General features: G+C 66.7%; 14 protein-coding genes. 4 read left to right on the forward strand and 10 right to left on the reverse strand.

What is annotated here, in order from left to right; genetic code table 11:
* Positions 1-2 precede the first annotated feature (2 nt).
* The 3 genes from ACOYJQ_RS01690 to ACOYJQ_RS01700 form a co-directional block, all read right to left on the reverse strand.
* Complete coding sequence (locus tag ACOYJQ_RS01690; RefSeq protein ID WP_433455891.1) at positions 3-962, reverse strand: NAD(P)-dependent oxidoreductase; 960 nt, start codon at positions 960-962, stop codon at positions 3-5.
* Between the two features lie 47 nt (positions 963-1,009).
* On the reverse strand, positions 1,010-2,212 hold the full coding sequence (gene queG, locus ACOYJQ_RS01695) for a tRNA epoxyqueuosine(34) reductase QueG (RefSeq protein ID WP_433455893.1): 1,203 nt from the start codon (positions 2,210-2,212) through the stop codon (positions 1,010-1,012).
* A 90-nt stretch (positions 2,213-2,302) separates the two neighbouring features.
* Positions 2,303-2,995 (reverse strand): glutathione S-transferase family protein, encoded by a 693-nt coding sequence (locus ACOYJQ_RS01700; protein ID WP_433455894.1) that lies wholly within the window; start codon positions 2,993-2,995, stop codon positions 2,303-2,305.
* Between the two features lie 297 nt (positions 2,996-3,292).
* Between ACOYJQ_RS01700 and ACOYJQ_RS01705 the strand changes: the two genes are divergently transcribed.
* Together ACOYJQ_RS01705 and ACOYJQ_RS01710 are read left to right on the forward strand one after the other, a co-directional pair.
* Positions 3,293-4,096, forward strand: a complete 804-nt coding sequence (locus ACOYJQ_RS01705; protein ID WP_433455896.1) for an undecaprenyl-diphosphate phosphatase — start codon at positions 3,293-3,295, stop codon at positions 4,094-4,096.
* Positions 4,097-4,427: 331 nt separating this feature from the next.
* Complete coding sequence (locus tag ACOYJQ_RS01710; protein ID WP_433455898.1) at positions 4,428-6,098, forward strand: extracellular catalytic domain type 1 short-chain-length polyhydroxyalkanoate depolymerase; 1,671 nt, start codon at positions 4,428-4,430, stop codon at positions 6,096-6,098.
* 63 nt (positions 6,099-6,161) lie between these two features.
* Here the strand turns inward: ACOYJQ_RS01710 and ctrA are convergent, their stop codons facing one another.
* From ctrA to ACOYJQ_RS01745, 7 genes are all read right to left on the reverse strand, one after another.
* Complete coding sequence (ctrA, locus tag ACOYJQ_RS01715) at positions 6,162-6,863, reverse strand: response regulator transcription factor CtrA (protein ID WP_433455900.1); 702 nt, start codon at positions 6,861-6,863, stop codon at positions 6,162-6,164.
* Positions 6,864-7,293: 430 nt separating this feature from the next.
* Positions 7,294-8,856: an aminomethyl-transferring glycine dehydrogenase subunit GcvPB gene (gene gcvPB, locus ACOYJQ_RS01720; protein WP_433455902.1), complete on the reverse strand. Its 1,563-nt coding sequence runs from the start codon at positions 8,854-8,856 to the stop codon at positions 7,294-7,296.
* Positions 8,856-10,196 (reverse strand): aminomethyl-transferring glycine dehydrogenase subunit GcvPA, encoded by a 1,341-nt coding sequence (gene gcvPA, locus ACOYJQ_RS01725; RefSeq protein ID WP_433455903.1) that lies wholly within the window; start codon positions 10,194-10,196, stop codon positions 8,856-8,858. Before gcvPA ends, gcvPB begins: the two co-directional genes overlap by 1 nt.
* A gap of 55 nt (positions 10,197-10,251) precedes the next feature.
* The gene (gene gcvH / locus ACOYJQ_RS01730) at positions 10,252-10,632 is read right to left on the reverse strand and encodes a glycine cleavage system protein GcvH (protein WP_433455905.1); all 381 of its coding nucleotides are present in this window, start codon (positions 10,630-10,632) and stop codon (positions 10,252-10,254) included.
* A gap of 147 nt (positions 10,633-10,779) precedes the next feature.
* Positions 10,780-11,907 (reverse strand): glycine cleavage system aminomethyltransferase GcvT, encoded by a 1,128-nt coding sequence (gene gcvT, locus ACOYJQ_RS01735; protein WP_433455906.1) that lies wholly within the window; start codon positions 11,905-11,907, stop codon positions 10,780-10,782.
* 52 nt (positions 11,908-11,959) lie between these two features.
* Positions 11,960-12,568, reverse strand: coding sequence for a hypothetical protein (locus tag ACOYJQ_RS01740; protein WP_433455908.1), 609 nt, complete (start codon positions 12,566-12,568; stop codon positions 11,960-11,962).
* Positions 12,569-12,709: 141 nt separating this feature from the next.
* A complete protein-coding gene (locus tag ACOYJQ_RS01745) occupies positions 12,710-13,231 on the reverse strand; it encodes an invasion associated locus B family protein (protein ID WP_433455910.1) in 522 nt (173 codons plus the stop codon).
* Positions 13,232-13,893: 662 nt separating this feature from the next.
* Here ACOYJQ_RS01745 and coxB point away from each other — a divergent pair.
* On the forward strand, positions 13,894-14,748 hold the full coding sequence (gene coxB / locus ACOYJQ_RS01750) for a cytochrome c oxidase subunit II (RefSeq protein ID WP_433455912.1): 855 nt from the start codon (positions 13,894-13,896) through the stop codon (positions 14,746-14,748).
* Positions 14,749-14,887: 139 nt separating this feature from the next.
* Positions 14,888-16,498 carry a cytochrome c oxidase subunit I gene (gene ctaD / locus ACOYJQ_RS01755; RefSeq protein ID WP_433455913.1) on the forward strand — a complete coding sequence of 537 codons (1,611 nt, stop codon included), beginning with the start codon at positions 14,888-14,890 and terminating at the stop codon, positions 16,496-16,498.
* Positions 16,499-16,637 lie beyond the last annotated feature (139 nt).

Genomic DNA, 16,637 nt, shown 5'->3' on the forward strand with positions numbered 1-16,637 from the left:
GTTCAGCGGGAATCCGTGCCGGCAATGGCGCTGCCCTCGCCCAGGGCATGGAGCGCGGCGAGCCCTTCCCGATAGGTGGGGTAGGCAAGGCGAAAACCCGGCAGCGCCTTGAGCCGCGCATTGCTTACCCGCTTGTTTTCCACATGGAAGCTGCGCACCGTCTCCGGCAGTCTGGCCGTCGCGATATCGACGGGTTGCGGCGGCGGCACGCCGAGCAGCCGGGCGGCGAAGGCGACGACATCGCCCTGCGCGGCGGGTTCGTCATCGGTGACGTTGTAGACGCCTTCCGGGCCGTCCTGAGCCATCGCGGCCGCGATGGCGGCCGCGATGTCGTCCACATGCGCCCGGTTGAACACGTGCCCCGCCTTGACGATGTTGCGCGCCGTGCCGGCGGCGAGATCGCGCAGGTTGTTGCGTCCCGGTCCGTAGATGCCGGGCAGGCGAAAGACGAATGGGCGCGCTCCGGCCGATCGGGCGAGGGCGAGCCACGCGGCTTCCGCGTCCAGCCGGCGCAGGGAGCGCGGCAGACGGGTCAGCGTCAGCGAGGTTTCATCAACCCACGCGCCGCCGTGATCGCCATAGACGCCGATCGTCGAAAGATAGCCGATGTGGTTAATGCGCTTTCCGATTTCACGAAACCGGAAAAGGCGCTGCGATTCCGTTGCCTCCGGGGCCGCCGGCGTGTCAGTGCCGGTGAGCAGCGCGAGGGCGGGATCACCGGCCTCGCCGGGCGGAATGCCGGCGAGGAGGGTGTCGGCGGATTCGAGAGCGCGAAGCAATGCCGGCTCCGCGGGCTTCCGGCTGTCCGCGCCGTCGAAGACATGCGCGTCGATTCCGCGCGCCCTCAACGCCTGCGCCTTTTCCGCCGTCCTGACGGTGCCGGCGATGTGGGAAAAGCGGTGCGTCTGCGTGGCGATCAGCGCCTGCGCCGTGTAGCCGATGCCGAAAATGAAGAGTCTCATGCCGTTCCCCTGGAAGCGCTTCCCGATCTCATGCAATCGTCCGGCTCCTATCCGTGGTCGCTACGGCCTCTTGCGTCGATTGCCGCCTGCCACTCTCCGCCGACCTCGGTATCGGGCTCATGCGGGTGGCGACGGCGGGCGAGATCGGCGAAATCCGCTGCCGGAAGGAGCCGGCCAAGCGCCCACACGGCCGCGCCGCGCACCTCGGGCGCGGGATCGTCGAGCAGGGCGCGCGCCTCGTCCGCGAGCGCCGCATCCCCGGAATTGCCGATAGCGATGAGGACGTTGCGGATGAAGCGGTCGCGGCCGGTGCGCTTGACGGGCGATCCGGCGAAGCGGGCGCGGAAGGCGGCGTCCGTGAGGCGGGCGAGTTCGGCGAGCGGCGGGGCCACATTGTCGTCGCGGGCGACGAGCTTCGCCTCGCTGGCCGTGGCGGCGAACTTGTTCCACGGACAAACGGCGAGACAATCGTCGCAGCCGAAGATTCGGTTGCCGATCGCGGCCCGGAACGCGCGCGGGATCGCGCCCTTGTGCTCGATGGTCAGATAGGAGATGCAGCGGCGCGCGTCGAGCCGGTAGGGGGCGGGAAAGGCGTCGGTGGGGCAGATGTCGAGGCATCGGCGGCAGGAGCCGCAATGATCGCGCTCCGGCGCATCGGGCGGCAGCTCGGCGGTGGTGAAGATGACGCCGAGCAGCAGCCAGCCGCCGAAATCGCGCGAGACGATGACGGAGTGTTTGCCGGCCCAGCCGAGCCCGGCGGCCTGGGCGAGCGGCTTCTCCATCACGGGCGCGGTGTCGACGAACACCTTCACGTCCGCCCCGGCGCGGGAGGCGAAAAAGCCCGCCACCTGCTTGAGCTTGCCCTTGATGATGTCGTGATAGTCGCGGTTGCGCGCATAGGCGGCGATGACGCCGTTGCTCTTGCGGGTCAGCAGTTCCATCGGGTCGTCGGCCGGCCCGTAGTTCATGGCCAGCATGATGACCGAGCGCACCTCCGCCCACAGGGCGAGCGGCGAGGCGCGCCTGTCGGCGGTTTCCGCCATCCATTCCATCGAGGCATGATGGCCGGCAGCAAGCCATTCGGCAAGGCGTCCGCCTGCCTCCGGTATGGCGTCGGCGCGCGTGACGCGCACGAGATCGAAGCCCTCTTCGCGCGCCCGCGCGACCAGCGCCTGTTTCAGCGCGGCCCCGCGCGGCGCGGTTTCGTCCGCGCGGCCGCAGGGCTGGGCGGGAGAGGGGCGAACGTACAATCGGTCGGCTTTCGCGCCAGGTGCCAAGGTTCACGCAACCTATAGCACATGGCTGTCCGCGTTCAATTCGATCGTCGCGCCGGCCGCCGGTCAGAAATCGAGATCGGTGTAGTGGGCGGAGGGCACCATGCCCGGCACGCGGTCGGCAAGCAGGGAGCGGAAGGACGGGCGGGACTTGACGCGCGCGTACCAGGCACGCGCGGTTTCGTCTTCCTCCCACGGCACGTCGCCGAGATAGTCGATGCTGGAAAGGTGCGCGGCGGCGGCCAGATCGGCGTAGGTGAGCTCGGGGCCGGCGAGCCAGTTGCGCTTGGCGATGAGAAAGCCGATGTATTTCAGATGATAGCGCACGTTGGCCCGCGCGGCGCGGATGGCGCTCATGTCGGGCGGCCCGCCGCCGTCCGCGATGCTGATGAAACGCTTGTAGATTTTCTCGGTGACGAGATAGTCCGACACCTCTTCGTGGAATTTTCGCAGGAACCAGTCCATCAGCCGGCGCACCTCGACGCGCGCGGCGGCCTGCTCGGGCAGCAGTCGGCGGCTTTCGAGACCGAGACCGCGCGTCTCGTCCAGATACTCCGCGATGACCATCGGGCCGGGCACGGCGAAGCCCTGCTCCTCCAGAAACACCGGCAGGTTCCCGGCCGGATTCATGATCAGGAACTCGTGACGGCGCTCCCACGGCTTTTCCTCGATCAGTGCGGATTCGAGGCCCATCTCGGCCATCACGAGGCGGATGAAGCGCGATTGGGGGCAAAATGGATAGTGGAATAAGGTCGCCATCGATTCAGCCAAACGAGTCCGGGGGTGAAGGACGCGGCGCGGCACCACGCATACGGATTCTCAACATGACGCCCCTGTGCGGGCTCCGCACCGGGAAATCCCGCAGGATGCGGGCGCATTCGAATTGTCGCCCACTCATAGAGCCGGCTTGCGGCGCGAACAACTGATTTTATGCGTCGCAAACAGTGTAATGAAGTATGTCATTAAAGGTTCTCTAACGCTATACCGGCACAACGCCGGGGTGCGCGGCAGCGACGCTCATCGGGCGCCGGCGCGCCGGGAATCAAGGAGAACATCATGGTGATCGGCGACTTGCCTGAAGCGGCGGTGCTCGGCGTGGTCGAGGGACTGACGGAGTTCATTCCCGTTTCTTCCACAGGGCATCTGCTGCTGCTCGGCCATTTCATGGGTTTCGAGTCGAACGGCAAGACATTCGAGGTGCTCGTGCAGTTCGGTGCGATCCTCGCCATCATGCTGGTCTATTTTCAGCGGCTTGTCACCATGGCGCGGAACATCCGCACCGACCCGGAGGTGCAGCGCTTCGTCCTCGGCGTGTTCATCGCCTTCCTGCCCGCCGTCGCCATCGGCGCCGTCGGCCACAGCTTCATCAAGAACGTGCTCTTCAATCCCTGGATCGTCTGCGTGACGCTGATCCTCGGCGGCTTCGTGCTGATGGCCGTGGACAGGATGAAGTTTTCCCCCCGCTTCAACGACGCGACGCATTTTCCGCTCAAGACCTGCCTGATCATCGGCCTGTGCCAGTGCGTCGCGATGATCCCCGGCGTGTCGCGGTCCGGCGCGACCATCGTGGGCGCCATGTTCAACGGCGCCGACAAAAGGGCCGCGACGGAATTCTCGTTCTTTCTCGCCATGCCCACCATGGCGGCGGCTTTCTCCTACGACCTGCTGAAGAACTACCGCAACCTGGATTTCAACGACGGCCTGCTCATCGTGGTCGGGTTCATCGCGGCGTTTCTCTCCGGCTACCTCGTGGTGCGCTCCCTGCTCGCCTTCGTTTCCAATCACGGGCTGGGATTTTTCGCCTGGTGGCGCATCATCGCCGGCGCCGCGGGCCTTGCCGGCCTCATCGTCTTCGGCTGATGCCGCGTTGGCCGCGAGACCGGACTTGCGAGACAGGACTTGCAGGAACTGGACTTGCGGGAACTGGACTTGCGGGAAATTTCAATGTATTTTCAACGATGAAAAAAGAGCGGGCGTGACGCTCCATTTTTCCGGCATGCTGCGTGGCGTTTGGTAACGCACGTTGTGAACTTGTTGACATGGTTTTGCTGCAATGCGGTAGCATCTGTGCAGAGGGGCCCGCTTCAAGACCGGCGGATTAGCGGTGAACGGGGATCAGGGGCGGTGTCGCGTTTTTTTTCACCGCCTTCCCGGCATCTCCACGGTCCGACAACAAGAAAGATGGAGCAATATGACGGGAATTGCATCGACGACCGCGAATCTCGCCTTGTGGCGGATGCAGTGGGAGACGCTTTTTTCCCTGCCGCACCTGCTGGACGATGACGACATCGGCACGGAAGAAGGCTGTCGTCTCTCCGAGGTGGAACATTTTGGCGACAATCCCGGCAATCTGCGGCTGTTTCAGTACATTCCGCGCAACCTGCCGCCGGAGGCGCCGCTTGTCGTCGTGCTGCATGGTTGCACGCAGACCGCCGCCGGTTACGATCGCGGTTCCGGGTGGTCGTGGCTGGCCGAGCGGGAGGGCTTCGCCGTCATCTTCGCGCAGCAACGCAACGAGAACAATCCGCGCCGCTGCTTCAACTGGTTTCGCGTCGGCGATATCGAGCGCGACGCGGGCGAGGCGGCTTCCATCCGGCAGATGGTGAATTTCGTCTCGGCCGCGCACCGAATCGACCGGCAGCGCATCTTCGTGACCGGCCTTTCCGCGGGCGGCGGCATGACCAATGTCATGCTCGCGACCTATCCCGAGGTATTTGCCGCCGGCGCGATCATCGCCGGGCTCCCGTATCGCGCCGCCACCACCGTCCATGATGCGCTTCAGGTGATGATGGAGGGCAGCCAGCGTTCGCCGGCGGAGCGGGGCGAGGAGGTTCGCCGCGCCTCGCCGTTCGGCGCCCTGGTCGAAACCCGCGTCGCCGCGCGGTGGCCGCGCCTTGCCGTCTGGCAGGGGCTTGCCGACGATGTCGTCCGGCCGTCGAATGCCATGGAAATCGTCAAGCAGTGGACGAACGTGCATGGCCTCGATGAACTGGCGAGCGAGGAGGACGACTTCAAGGGCAGCCGCAGGCTGCGCTGGCGCGACGCCGACGGGCAGGTGCTGGTGGAGGCGGTGGCGATCGAACATCTCGGCCACGCCGTGCCGATCGACGCGCGGCGCGCCGATGTGCACGAACAGCCGGGGCCGCATTTCGCGGATATCGGCATGTCGGCGACGGAGGAAATCGCCCGGTTTTTCGGCCTGCTGCCCGAGCCCGTCGAGGCTGTGCCCGCTCCCGGCGAGGAGAAGCAGGTCGCGCCGGCGCTGAAGGCGCCGTCCTCGCGGGGCCGGCGGAACGGCGATGCGCGCCCGGCGTCGCGCACCCGTGACGCCGCCGCCGGGGATCGCGGCGCTGGGGATCGCGGCGCTGGGGATGAGCGGCCGCCCGTTCCAGCGGAAGGGGCTTCGGCGGAGGAAACCTTGTCAGAGCCAGCCCTGACGAAAGAGACCTTGCCGCACGGGATTTCTGAGCCGCAAGGGGGGGCTGCGCACGAAGTCCCGGCGAAAGATATCTTGCAGGAAAAGGTTCCGGCGGGAGAAGCGGCCGCTCCGGTCGCGGAGCCGGCCGGGCCGGAGGCGGGCGAGCCCTTGCCGCTCAAGCCCTTGCCGCTCAAGCCTTTGTCGCTCAAGCCCGCGATTGCGCCGAAGCCGCCCGCCGCACCACCGCTCTTGCCGGATGCATCGCCGGCGCAGGCCGAGCCTCTCCCGGCATCCGCAGCGCCGACGGAAGAAGCGCCGCCGGATACGGCCTCGCTGGCGCAGCCGGTTGATGGCGGCGCGATAGCGCCGGCCGTTTCCGCTGTCAAACCAGGACGAAGCCTTCTCCGGCGCATCTGGCGGGCGATGCTCTTCCGGGGACGGTAAACGTTACGCATCTTCACGGCACGCCGCTGCCTTCAACCCGCTTCCTTGTACGGAACGGGCTTTTCAGCCGGCCATTCGCGCCTCGCCGGGAGCGATATCCCGCAGCACATAGCCGCGACCCCACACCGTTTCGATGTAGTTCGTGCCCGCCGAGGCATTGGAGAGCTTCTTGCGGAGCTTGCAGATGAACACGTCGATGATCTTCAGTTCCGGCTCGTCCATGCCGCCGTAGAGATGGTTGAGGAACATCTCCTTGGTGAGCGTCGTTCCCTTGCGCAGGGAAAGAAGCTCCAGCATCTGATATTCCTTGCCGGTGAGATGGACCCGCGCCCCGTTGACCTCGACGGTCTTGGCGTCCAGGTTCACGAGAAGGTCGCCGGTGGTGATGACGGATTGCGCATGCCCCTTCGAGCGGCGCACGATGGCGTGAATGCGCGCGACGAGCTCGTCCTTGTGAAAGGGCTTGGTGAGATAGTCGTCCGCCCCGAAGCCGAGCCCCTTCACCTTGTCCTCGATTCCGGCGAGGCCGGAGAGGATCAGGATCGGCGTCTTGACTTTCGCGACGCGCAGGCTGCGCAGGACCTCGTATCCCGACATGTCGGGCAAGTTGAGATCAAGCAGAATGATATCGTAATCGTAGAGCTTGCCAAGGTCGACGCCTTCCTCGCCAAGATCGGTCGTATAGGCATTGAAGTTTTCGGACTTCAGCATCAATTCGATGCTCTGCGCGGTAGCGCTGTCGTCCTCAATGAGCAATACGCGCATGGCCTCGTCCCAAACCTCGCTTCCGAGGCTCCCTGTGCTGTTGGCTCCGAACGGGCGACGTTGACGACGGGTTGCCCCGGTCAGCCTGCCCGATCTCATCCGATTTCAACTCGAAACGCTATGCTGCAATGGTTAACAAACCATGATTCATGCTGGCAAGTTATTTACGCATATGAACCATTCTTTCGGTGTAAATCTCCATTTGCGGCGCGACAGACATGAGTCAGCTTCAGAATGTCCCGCGTCTCCGAAACGGTCTAACTGACTCCAGCGATTCAATACTTCAAGGCCTCCGCGTCCCGGTGCCGGACCGCTGCCGTCGGGAGACATTCTTAACGACAGCGGTAAACGAAAGGTTGATGGGCCGCGCCCGCGCGAATCATTCGTTGACGAATGTGGACAGTTGCGGGCGTGCTTGCGGCCGCCCCTGTCAGGCCGGCGGCGTCCAGCGGAGCACCGGCTGGCGGGCGGCGCGGGTTTCGTCCAGCCGGCCGCGCGGCGCAAGGCGCGGCGCTCCGGTAAAGCGCGCGTGCTCGCCCGCCAGCGCGCTGCGGGCAAGGTCGCGCAGCGTGGCGATGAAAAGATCGAGGGAGGCTTTCGACTCGCTCTCCGTCGGCTCCACCAGCATCGCGCCGTGGACCACGAGCGGGAAGTAGACGGTCATCGGGTGATAGCCCTCGTCGATCAGCGCCTTGGCGATATCGAGAGTCGTGATGCCCGTGCCCTTGAGCCAGGTGTCGTCGAACAGCACTTCGTGCATGGTCGGCCTGTCGAACGCCACCGACATCAGATCGTCGAGGCTCGCGCGGATGTAGTTGGCGGCGAGCACGGCGTCCTCCGCCGCCTGCCGCAGACCGTCCGCGCCGTGGGACAGCATGAAGGCCAACGCGCGCACGAACATGCCGGTCTGCCCGTGGAAGGCGGCGATGCGGCCGAAGGGCGCCGCATCGGGCGACGCCGCGCCGCAGGCCCGCTCGTCTTCCACGAGCACGAAGGCGTCGCCCTCGCGCCTCACCAGCGGCAGCGGCGCGAAAGCCGCAAGCCTTGCGGAAAGCGCCACCGGCCCCGCGCCGGGGCCGCCGCCGCCGTGGGGCGTCGAGAAGGTTTTGTGCAGGTTGAGGTGCATGGCGTCGACGCCGAGGTCCATCGGCCGCACCTTGCCCATGATGGCGTTGAAGTTCGCTCCGTCGCAATAGAAGAACGCACCCGCGGCGTGCACGGCATCGGCGATCGCCGTGATGTCGCGCTCGAACAGGCCGCAGGTGTTGGGGTTGGTGAGCATGATGGCCGCAACGTCCGGCCCCAGCGCGCCGGTCACGGCGGCGACGTCCACCGTGCCGTCGTCACGCGCCGGAACGGCCCGCACCGAAAAGCCGAGCAGCGCCGCCGTCGCCGGATTGGTGCCGTGAGCGGAATCGGGCACCAGCACGACGGTGCGCGTGCCGGCCTCGCCGCGCGCCTCGATGGCCGCCCGGATGGCGGCCATGCCGCAGAACTCGCCGTGCGCGCCCGCCTTGGGCGGCAGCGCGATCGCCGCCGCGCCGGTCAGCTCCGCGAGCCAGCGCGACAGCTCGTCGAACAGCGCCAATGCGCCCTGCACCGTGGAGAGCGGTTGCAGGGGGTGGATGTCGGCGAAGCCCGGCAGCCGCGCCATCGCCTCGTTAAGGCGCGGGTTGTGTTTCATCGTGCAGGAGCCCAACGGAAAAAGGCCGGTGTCGATGCCGTAGTTCCGCTGGCTGAGACGCACGTAGTGGCGGACGGTCTCGGGCTCGGACAGGCCGGGCAGGCCGATCCCGTCCTCGCGCATGAGTCCGCCGAGGCGCGGGGTGAAGGGCGCGGGCTCCTCGATGTCGACGCCGGCGGCGTCGATCCGGCCGATCTCGAAGATCAGCGCTTCCTCCTGCGCCAGTCCGCGGTTGCCGGTGAAGGTGCGACAGGCCCCGTTTTCTCCGGCCGTTGCGGGAGCGTCCGAGCGGTCGCGATCGTTTGCCATCACAGCACCCCCTTCAGGCCCGCGACGAGCGCGGCGCGGTCGTCGTCCGTGTTGATTTCCGTCGAGGCGACGAGCAGCAGATCGTCGAGCCCCGCATCCGGCAGCAGGCGCGACACCGGCACGCCGGCGAGAACGCCGCGCGCTGCGAGTTCCTCCACCACGGCCGCGGCCGGGCGCGGCAGCCGCACCGTGAATTCGTTGAAGAATGTGTCGTTCAGCACCGCAACGCCGTCGATGCCGGCCAGCGTGTCGGCCAGCGCCACCGCGCCCGCGTGGTTGAGGCGCGCGAGCCGCCGCAGCCCCTCCGACCCCAGCAGCGTGGCGTGAATGGAGAAGGCGAGGGCGCAAAGGCCGGAATTGGTGCAGATATTCGACGTCGCCTTCTCGCGCCGGATGTGCTGCTCGCGCGCGGAAAGCGTCAGCACGAAGCCGCGCCGCCCTTGCGCGTCGAGCGTCTGCCCCGCGAGGCGGCCGGGCATCTGGCGCAGGTATTTCGTCCGCGTCGCGAACAGGCCGACGTAGGGACCGCCGAAGTTGAGCGCGTTGCCGATCGACTGCCCCTCGCCGACGACGATATCCGCCCCCATCGCGCCGGGCGGCGTGACGAGCCCGAGCGACACCGCCTCCGTGACGACCGCCACCAGCAGCGCGCCGCGCGCATGCGCGGCCTCGGCCACGGTGCGCAGATCGCGCAGGTTGCCGAACACGTCCGGCGTCTGCACCACGACGCAGGAAGCGTCGTCGTCGATATGGGCGGCAAGGTCCTCGTCCGCCGCGACATCGGGCGGTAGCGCGACGGTCTCGTGGCCGCCGGGCGACGAAACGGTGCGCACCACCGCCGCATAATGCGGATGCAGCCCGCCCGACAACACTGCCTTGCCGCGGCGGGTGACGCGGTGGGCCATCAGCACGGCTTCGGCGGTGGCGGTGGAGCCGTCGTACATCGAGGCGTTGGCGACTTCCATGCCGGTCAGCGCCGCCACCTGAGTCTGGAATTCGAAGAGCATTTGCAGGGTGCCCTGCGCGATCTCCGGCTGATAGGGCGTGTAGCTCGTCAGGAATTCCGACCGCTGGATGAGATGGTCGACCGTCGCCGGCACGTGATGGCGATAGGCGCCCGCTCCGAGGAAGAACGGCACCGAGCCGGCGGGCACGTTGCGGGCGGCCAGCGCGCGCAACCGGCGCTCGACGGCCAGCTCGCCCTGATGGCCCGGCAGCGGCAGGTCCCCCGCCAGCCGCACGTCGCGCGGGATGTCGGCGAACAGGTCGTCGACGGAATCGACGCCGATGCGCGCCAGCATCCCGGCGCGATCGGCATCGGACAGCGGAAGATAGCGCATGGCGCAAACCTCTCTGGCGCGGCCCGAACCTTCCGGCGCGGCCGCCGTGATCGGATCAGGCGAGGTCGCGGATGTAATCCGCGTAGGCGGCCTCGTCGAGCAGTTGCGTGAGTTCCGTCGGATCGGCCAGTTCGAGCCTGAAGAACCAGCCGTTGCCGAGCGGGTCCTCGTTGACGGTGGCGGGATTGTCCTCCAGCGCCGTGTTGACGGCGACCACCCGGCCGGAAGCCGGCGCGAATACCTCGCTCGCGGCCTTCACGCTCTCGACGACGGCGGCCTGCTCTCCGGCCTTGAGAACGCGCCCAACCTCGGGCAGCTCGACGAAAACCACGTCGCCGAGCGCGGATTGGGCGTGGTCGCTGATGCCGACGGTGGCGACGGCGCCCTCATCGACGCGAATGTACTCGTGATCCCTGGTGTAGCGGATATCGCTCATGCTGCGCTCCGAAGGTTCCTAGAGCGTTTTCAAGCAAAGTGGATACCGCTTTGCGTGAAGAAAACGCGTCAAGTCAATAAGATAGAGCATTTCGGTGTTTCAACGAAACGCCGAAATGCTCTAGCGGTTGGGTGGCGGCAGGCCGTGCTATCGCCGGTAGCCATGCGTGATGAAGGGCAGCGGCACGACGCTCGCCGGAATGACCTTGCCCCGCACGTCGAGCCCGATCGCCGTGCCGATGCCCGTGTAATCGCTGACGACGTAACCCATCGCGATCGGTCCGCTGACGGAAGGACCGAAGCCGCCCGAAGTAACCTCGCCGATGAGTTCGCCCTTGCCGTTGAGGACGGCCGTTCCCTCCCGCGCGGGCGTGCGCCCCTGCGGCAGGATGCCGACGCGCTTGCGCAGCGTGCCTTCCTCCAGCTCGGCCAGGATGCGGCGATGGCCGGGAAAGCCGCCTTCCGCGCGCCGGCGCTTCGGAATCGACCAGGCGAGACCCGCCTCGACGGGCGAGGTCTCCTCGTTGATGTCGTGGCCGTAAAGGCACAGGCCGGCTTCGAGACGCAGCGAATCGCGCGCGCCGAGACCGACCGGCCGCACCTCCGGCTGGCCGGCGAGCACATCCCACAGCGCCACCGCCCGGTCGGCGACGACCGACAGTTCGAAACCGTCCTCGCCCGTATAGCCGGAGCGCGTCGCCGATACCTCGACACCCTCGATCCGCGCCTCCGCCGCGCCCATGAACGGCAGATCCCGCAAGGCGGGGGCGAAACGGGCGAGCACGTCGGCGGAGAGCGGCCCCTGAAGCGCGACGAGCGCCCGGCCGGGATGCGGAATCAGCCGGACGTTCTCCGGCAGGTTGAGCGCGAGATGGCGGAAATCGGCCTCCTTGCGCGCCGCGTTGACGACGAGATACAGGCGCCCGTCCGCCGAAGGACCGGCGGCGCGGCTCACCATCAGATCGTCGATGATGCCGCCCTGCTCGTTGAGCAACTGCGTGTAGCGCTGACGGCCGGGCGCGAGGCCCAGGATGTCGGCCGGCACGAGGGTCTCGATCGCGCGGGCGGTCGTTTCGTGATCCAGCCCGGCGAGCGTCGCCTGCCCCATGTGGGAGATGTCGAACAACCCCGCCGCCTCGCGCGTGTGACGGTGCTCGGCGATGATGCCCGCCGCATATTGCACGGGCAGCGAATAACCGGCGAACGCGACGAAACGGGCGCCCAGCGCCTGTTGCCGCTCGTGGAGCGGCGTGGTCAACAACCCGTCGGGCGTCATCGCTTTCCCCTTTTCGTCTGTTCCGCGCCGCCCTCTCCGGGTCGGTGCTGTGCTATCGCCGCAGTGCGCCCAGGCCGATCTGGATCAGCACGCCGGACGTATCCTCCGGCAAGGGCAGCCCTTCTTCCACGATGCGCGTCAGGGCCTGCGCCTCACCCGCCGGGATGGTGACGGAAACCTGCCGGGTGCGGGTGGCGAGCACCGTGTTGTTGCGTCTGATGGCGATGTGGAGCGGCGTCGAGAACGTGCCGGGCCGGCCCGCCGGCCCGAGCAGCGCCAGCACTTCCACGCCCACGTTGACGGTATGCGTGCCGTCCGCGTGCGTGATGCACTCGCGCGCCGTGGTCCTGATCGCAAGCTGGTGACGCAGCTCGCGCCCCTCGCCGGAGCGGACGGCGGAGCCCCCTTCGAAAACGTCGAAGCGCGGGCAGATGACCTCTTCAGCGGGCACCTCCATTTCCGGCGGCACGGTGGCGCCGCCGTAGAGCAGGAAGTTTTTCAGGGTGGAGCCGCCGGAATCGCCGCCGGAGGACTGGCAGCCGCCAAGCACCAGCGCGCCGCAGAGCACGGCGGCGGGCAGGATGCGACGCAGCGCCGCCATGCCGGCTGCCTGCTTGCCGGCTGTCGTCTTGCGGAATGCGGGTGCACGGGTGTCGGTCATGGTTGCCTCGTCGATACTGCGGCAGGAAACTGCATAATGCGCCCGTTCGTCAACCGATCCCCGCGCACGAAATGACGTTCGGGGCAAAATGCGTCGCGGCGAAGCGACGGACGCCCCGCCGTTCCGGTGCCCGACGACGGTTCAGGGCAGCGCATCGAACCCGGCGTTGAAGCCTCCGAGGGCGACCGGGATGCCGACGCCTTCCTCCGGCGTCTGGAACACGATGAAGGTGGCGGTCTTGCCCGCCTTCAACTGGCCGAGAAGCGTGTCGTCCATGACGACCTCGGCGATGCAGCCCGTGTTGAGGCAGCGCACGAAGCCGGCGCGGCCGACGTCGGTCTGGTCGATCTTGAGGCCGAGCCCGGCGGGCAGCAGCACGCCCAGCGGCGCGACGACGCGCAGCAGGCGGCTCTTGTTGTCGGCCGTCTTGAGAACGATTACGAGCAGGGTGATGTTCGGCCGGTCCTCGGCGGCGACGTTCTGGACCAGCGCGCATTGTTCACCGGCGGCGCCGGGCGGCGTCTCGCACCGCATCTGCCATTCGCCGTGCGTGGCGCGCACGACGCCCTGCGCTGCGGCCGGCGCGCCGGCGAGGCCGGCAGCCGTGCCGGCGACGGCGGCGGCCGTTACGATGCGGCGGAACATGCGCTTCACTTCCAACATGCGCTTCATTTCCCTCGGGTCTGGTTGCCTTGGATCTGACTGCCCCGTTCGTCGACACGAACCGCCGATACGAACCGCCGATACGAACCGCGCAGTCAACCGCATCCCGGCGTCTCGCGAGAGTGCCAGACATAGTGCCATTTCCCGCTTTCGTAAATTCGGGAAATGAGTCGGGCGGCGAAAACGGGTGGATCGTCGGTCGCATTTTCGCCCCGATGGCCGTCTTCGTGGGTGATTCGGCGTCCCCGGGACGGCTTTCCGACCCCGATCGGCCCGCGAAACGCACCGGAAGGCGGTGGCGGGGCATCCGCATCGGCATGGGACGTTCGCCCCGGCATGATGCGGCGCGCCTTGTTTTTCAACGATTCCAGAGTGGAATATCTCCGAACGCCGCGGCGCCGGCGGCGCGGTTTCCTCAAGCCGGTTGCGCCCGGCGCGCGGTTGTGTCTTTGATTACGCTCAAAAGTAGCTGCGCGGGAGGGCGGGTGATATTGTCGCTCGTGTGTCCCGCGCGGAAATTCGACATGATCGGGCTGCCGCGATGTCAGCCCGACGCGGGTTGGGAACCAGTCGGGTCGGGGCCGCGCCTCGCCGACATCAAGGGGAGCATCGGACGAACGATGGGGAACACGTTTTTTCGTTTGCGGTCGCCGATGGCCCCGGTGAGGGGCCTTGCGGCCGTCGCGCGCGCGACGGCGGCGCCGGTCCCCGCGACGCTGCTCGCCTTCGCCGCCTTATCCGGCGCCAGTGCGCAGGCGGGCGTCGGACAGCCGTCGCCATGGCAGATCAGCCTCCAGACGCCGGTGACGGAAGTCGCCCACGCCATGCACGATTTCCACAATCTGTTGCTGTGGATCATCGGGCTGATCGTGGCCTTCGTCGCCGTGCTGCTGCTGATCGTGGTCTATCGCTTCAACGAGAAGGTCAATCCCAACCCCTCGCGCTTCTCGCACAACTCGTTGCTCGAGGTGGCGTGGACCGTGGTGCCGGTGCTGATCCTCGTGGTGATCGCCGTGCCGTCCTTCAAGCTGCTGCGCCAGCAACTCGTGATTCCGCCGAGCGACATCACGGTGAAGGTGACGGCGCACCAGTGGTACTGGACTTATGACTATCCCGAGGATCAGGGCGGCTTCGGCTTCGATTCCAACTATATCCCGGAAGACCAGTTGCAGGAGGGGCAGCCTCGCCTGCTCGCCGTCGACAACGAACTGGTGTTGCCCGTCAACAAAACGGTGCGCGTGCAGGTGACGGCGGCCGACGTGATCCACGCCTTCGCCCTGCCGTCTTTCGGGCTCAAGATCGACGCCATTCCGGGGCGTCTGAACGAGACGTGGTTCCGGGCCGAGCGGGAAGGCGTCTATTACGGCCAGTGCTCGCTGATCTGCGGCCAGAATCATGCGTTCATGCCGATCGCCATCCGCATCGTCAGCGAGGAGCGCTATGCGGAATGGCTGGCCGAGGCTAAAACGCGGTTCGCGGCCGGCGACGGCGCGGTTCGGCTGGCTGCGTCGCGATAGGATGGCGCGTTCGCCGCGGCGCCTGTCCGCCGGCGCATCGAATTTCTCAAGGGGGAACGGCGCCCGCTCACGGTTCGAGGCTTGAAGCCGAGGCCGGTCGGGTGCGCCGGGTGCGGTATATGCAAGGGGGAGCTCGACCATGGCTTCTACGGTAACGGCGCATGAAGGTCATGCGCATCCGACGGGGTGGCGGCGCTGGGTGCTGTCGACCAACCACAAGGATATCGGCACGCTCTACCTTATCTTCGCGCTGAGCGCGGGGCTCGTGGGCGGGGCGCTGTCCATTCTGATGCGTCTCGAGTTGCAGTCCCCCGGCCTGCAAATCTTTTCCAACGGGCAGCTCTTCAACGTGGTCGTCACCGGCCACGGCCTGATCATGGTGTTCTTCGTCGTGATGCCGGCGCTGATCGGCGGCTTCGGCAACTGGTTCATCCCGATCATGATCGGCGCGCCGGACATGGCGTTTCCGCGCCTGAACAACATTTCGTTCTGGCTGCTGGTGGCGGCGTTCTCGCTGCTCGTGATCTCGATGTTCGTGCCGGGCGCGCCGGGCAGCCTCGGTTTCGGCGGCGGCTGGACGGCCTATCCGCCGCTTTCCGTCTCCGGCCATCCGGGGCCGTCGTTCGACTTCGGCATCCTGGCGCTGCACGTCGCCGGCGCATCGTCGATCCTGGGCGCGATCAACTTCATCACCACCATCCTGAACATGCGCGCGCCGGGCATGACGCTGCACAAGATGCCGCTGTTCGCCTGGGGCATGCTGGTGACGGCGTTCCTGCTGCTGATCTCGCTGCCGGTGCTGGCCGGCGCCATCACGATGCTGCTGACCGACCGCAACTTCGGCACGACCTTCTTCGATCCCGCCGGCGGCGGTGATCCGGTGCTCTACCAGCATCTGTTCTGGTTCTTCGGCCATCCCGAAGTCTACATCATGATCCTGCCGGCATTCGGCGTCATCTCGCATATCGTCTCGACCTTCGCGCGCAAGCCGATCTTCGGCTATCTCGGCATGGCCTATGCGATGGTGGCGATCGGGGTGGTGGGCTTCATCGTCTGGGCGCACCATATGTATACGGTCGGCCTGTCGCTCGACACGCAGCGCTACTTCGTGTTCGCGACGATGGTGATCGCGGTGCCGACCGGCATCAAGATCTTCTCGTGGATCGCGACGATGTGGGGCGGCTCGATCCGCTTCACCGCGCCGATGGTCTGGGCGATCGGGTTCATCTTCCTGTTCACGGTGGGCGGCGTCACCGGCGTGGTGCTGGCCAACGCCGGCATCGACCGCGAACTGCACAACACTTATTATGTGATCGCTCACTTCCACTACGTGCTGTCGCTCGGCGCGGTGTTCGGCATCTTCGCCGCCTGGTACTACTGGTTCCCGAAGATGTTCGGCTACGTGATCCCGGACTGGATCGGCCGGCTGCATTTCTGGATGGCCTTCGTCGGCGCCAACGTGCTCTTCTTTCCGATGCACTTTCTGGGCCTGGCCGGCATGCCGCGTCATTATGTCGACTATCCCGACGCCTATGCGGGATGGCACTTCATCGCCTCGCTGGGCTCCTACATCTTCGCGCTGAGCCTTGGCGTGTTCTTCTACGGGCTGTGGGTCGCCTATTCCCGCAAGGAGCGCGCGGCGGACAATCCTTGGGGCGAGGGTGCGACGACGCTGGAATGGACGCTGTCGTCGCCGCCTCCGTTCCATCAGTTCGAAACCCTGCCGCGCATCTCGGGCGGCGGGCACTGAGGCAATTCCGGCGAGGGCGAATGCCGCTTTTGCGCCCGGCGTTGCGTCCTGACAGGGAGATGGGGCATATCCGCGTTTCGACGAAATGAGGATATGCCCTGAATGGGCCGGTCGTTGGCCGATCGGGTAAGTGACATGG

The sequence above is a fragment of the Pseudochelatococcus sp. genome (assembly GCF_050946405.1).
In the GTDB taxonomy this organism is placed as follows: Bacteria; Pseudomonadota; Alphaproteobacteria; order Rhizobiales; family Beijerinckiaceae; genus Pseudochelatococcus.

Bases quoted from the DNA above. Each gene is read 5' to 3' on its own strand.
- ACOYJQ_RS01690 (WP_433455891.1), bottom strand. From the start codon at position 962: ATGAGACTCTTCATTTTCGGCATCGGCTACACGGCGCAGGCGCTGATC.
- ACOYJQ_RS01700 (WP_433455894.1), bottom strand. From the start codon at position 2,995: ATGGCGACCTTATTCCACTATCCATTTTGCCCCCAATCGCGCTTCATC.
- ACOYJQ_RS01705 (WP_433455896.1), top strand. From the start codon at position 3,293: ATGGTGATCGGCGACTTGCCTGAAGCGGCGGTGCTCGGCGTGGTCGAG.
- ACOYJQ_RS01710 (WP_433455898.1), top strand. From the start codon at position 4,428: ATGACGGGAATTGCATCGACGACCGCGAATCTCGCCTTGTGGCGGATG.
- ctrA (WP_433455900.1), bottom strand. From the start codon at position 6,863: ATGCGCGTATTGCTCATTGAGGACGACAGCGCTACCGCGCAGAGCATC.
- gcvPB (WP_433455902.1), bottom strand. From the start codon at position 8,856: ATGGCAAACGATCGCGACCGCTCGGACGCTCCCGCAACGGCCGGAGAA.
- gcvPA (WP_433455903.1), bottom strand. From the start codon at position 10,196: ATGCGCTATCTTCCGCTGTCCGATGCCGATCGCGCCGGGATGCTGGCG.
- gcvH (WP_433455905.1), bottom strand. From the start codon at position 10,632: ATGAGCGATATCCGCTACACCAGGGATCACGAGTACATTCGCGTCGAT.
- gcvT (WP_433455906.1), bottom strand. From the start codon at position 11,907: ATGACGCCCGACGGGTTGTTGACCACGCCGCTCCACGAGCGGCAACAG.
- ACOYJQ_RS01740 (WP_433455908.1), bottom strand. From the start codon at position 12,568: ATGACCGACACCCGTGCACCCGCATTCCGCAAGACGACAGCCGGCAAG.
- ACOYJQ_RS01745 (WP_433455910.1), bottom strand. From the start codon at position 13,231: ATGTTGGAAGTGAAGCGCATGTTCCGCCGCATCGTAACGGCCGCCGCC.
- ctaD (WP_433455913.1), top strand. From the start codon at position 14,888: ATGGCTTCTACGGTAACGGCGCATGAAGGTCATGCGCATCCGACGGGG.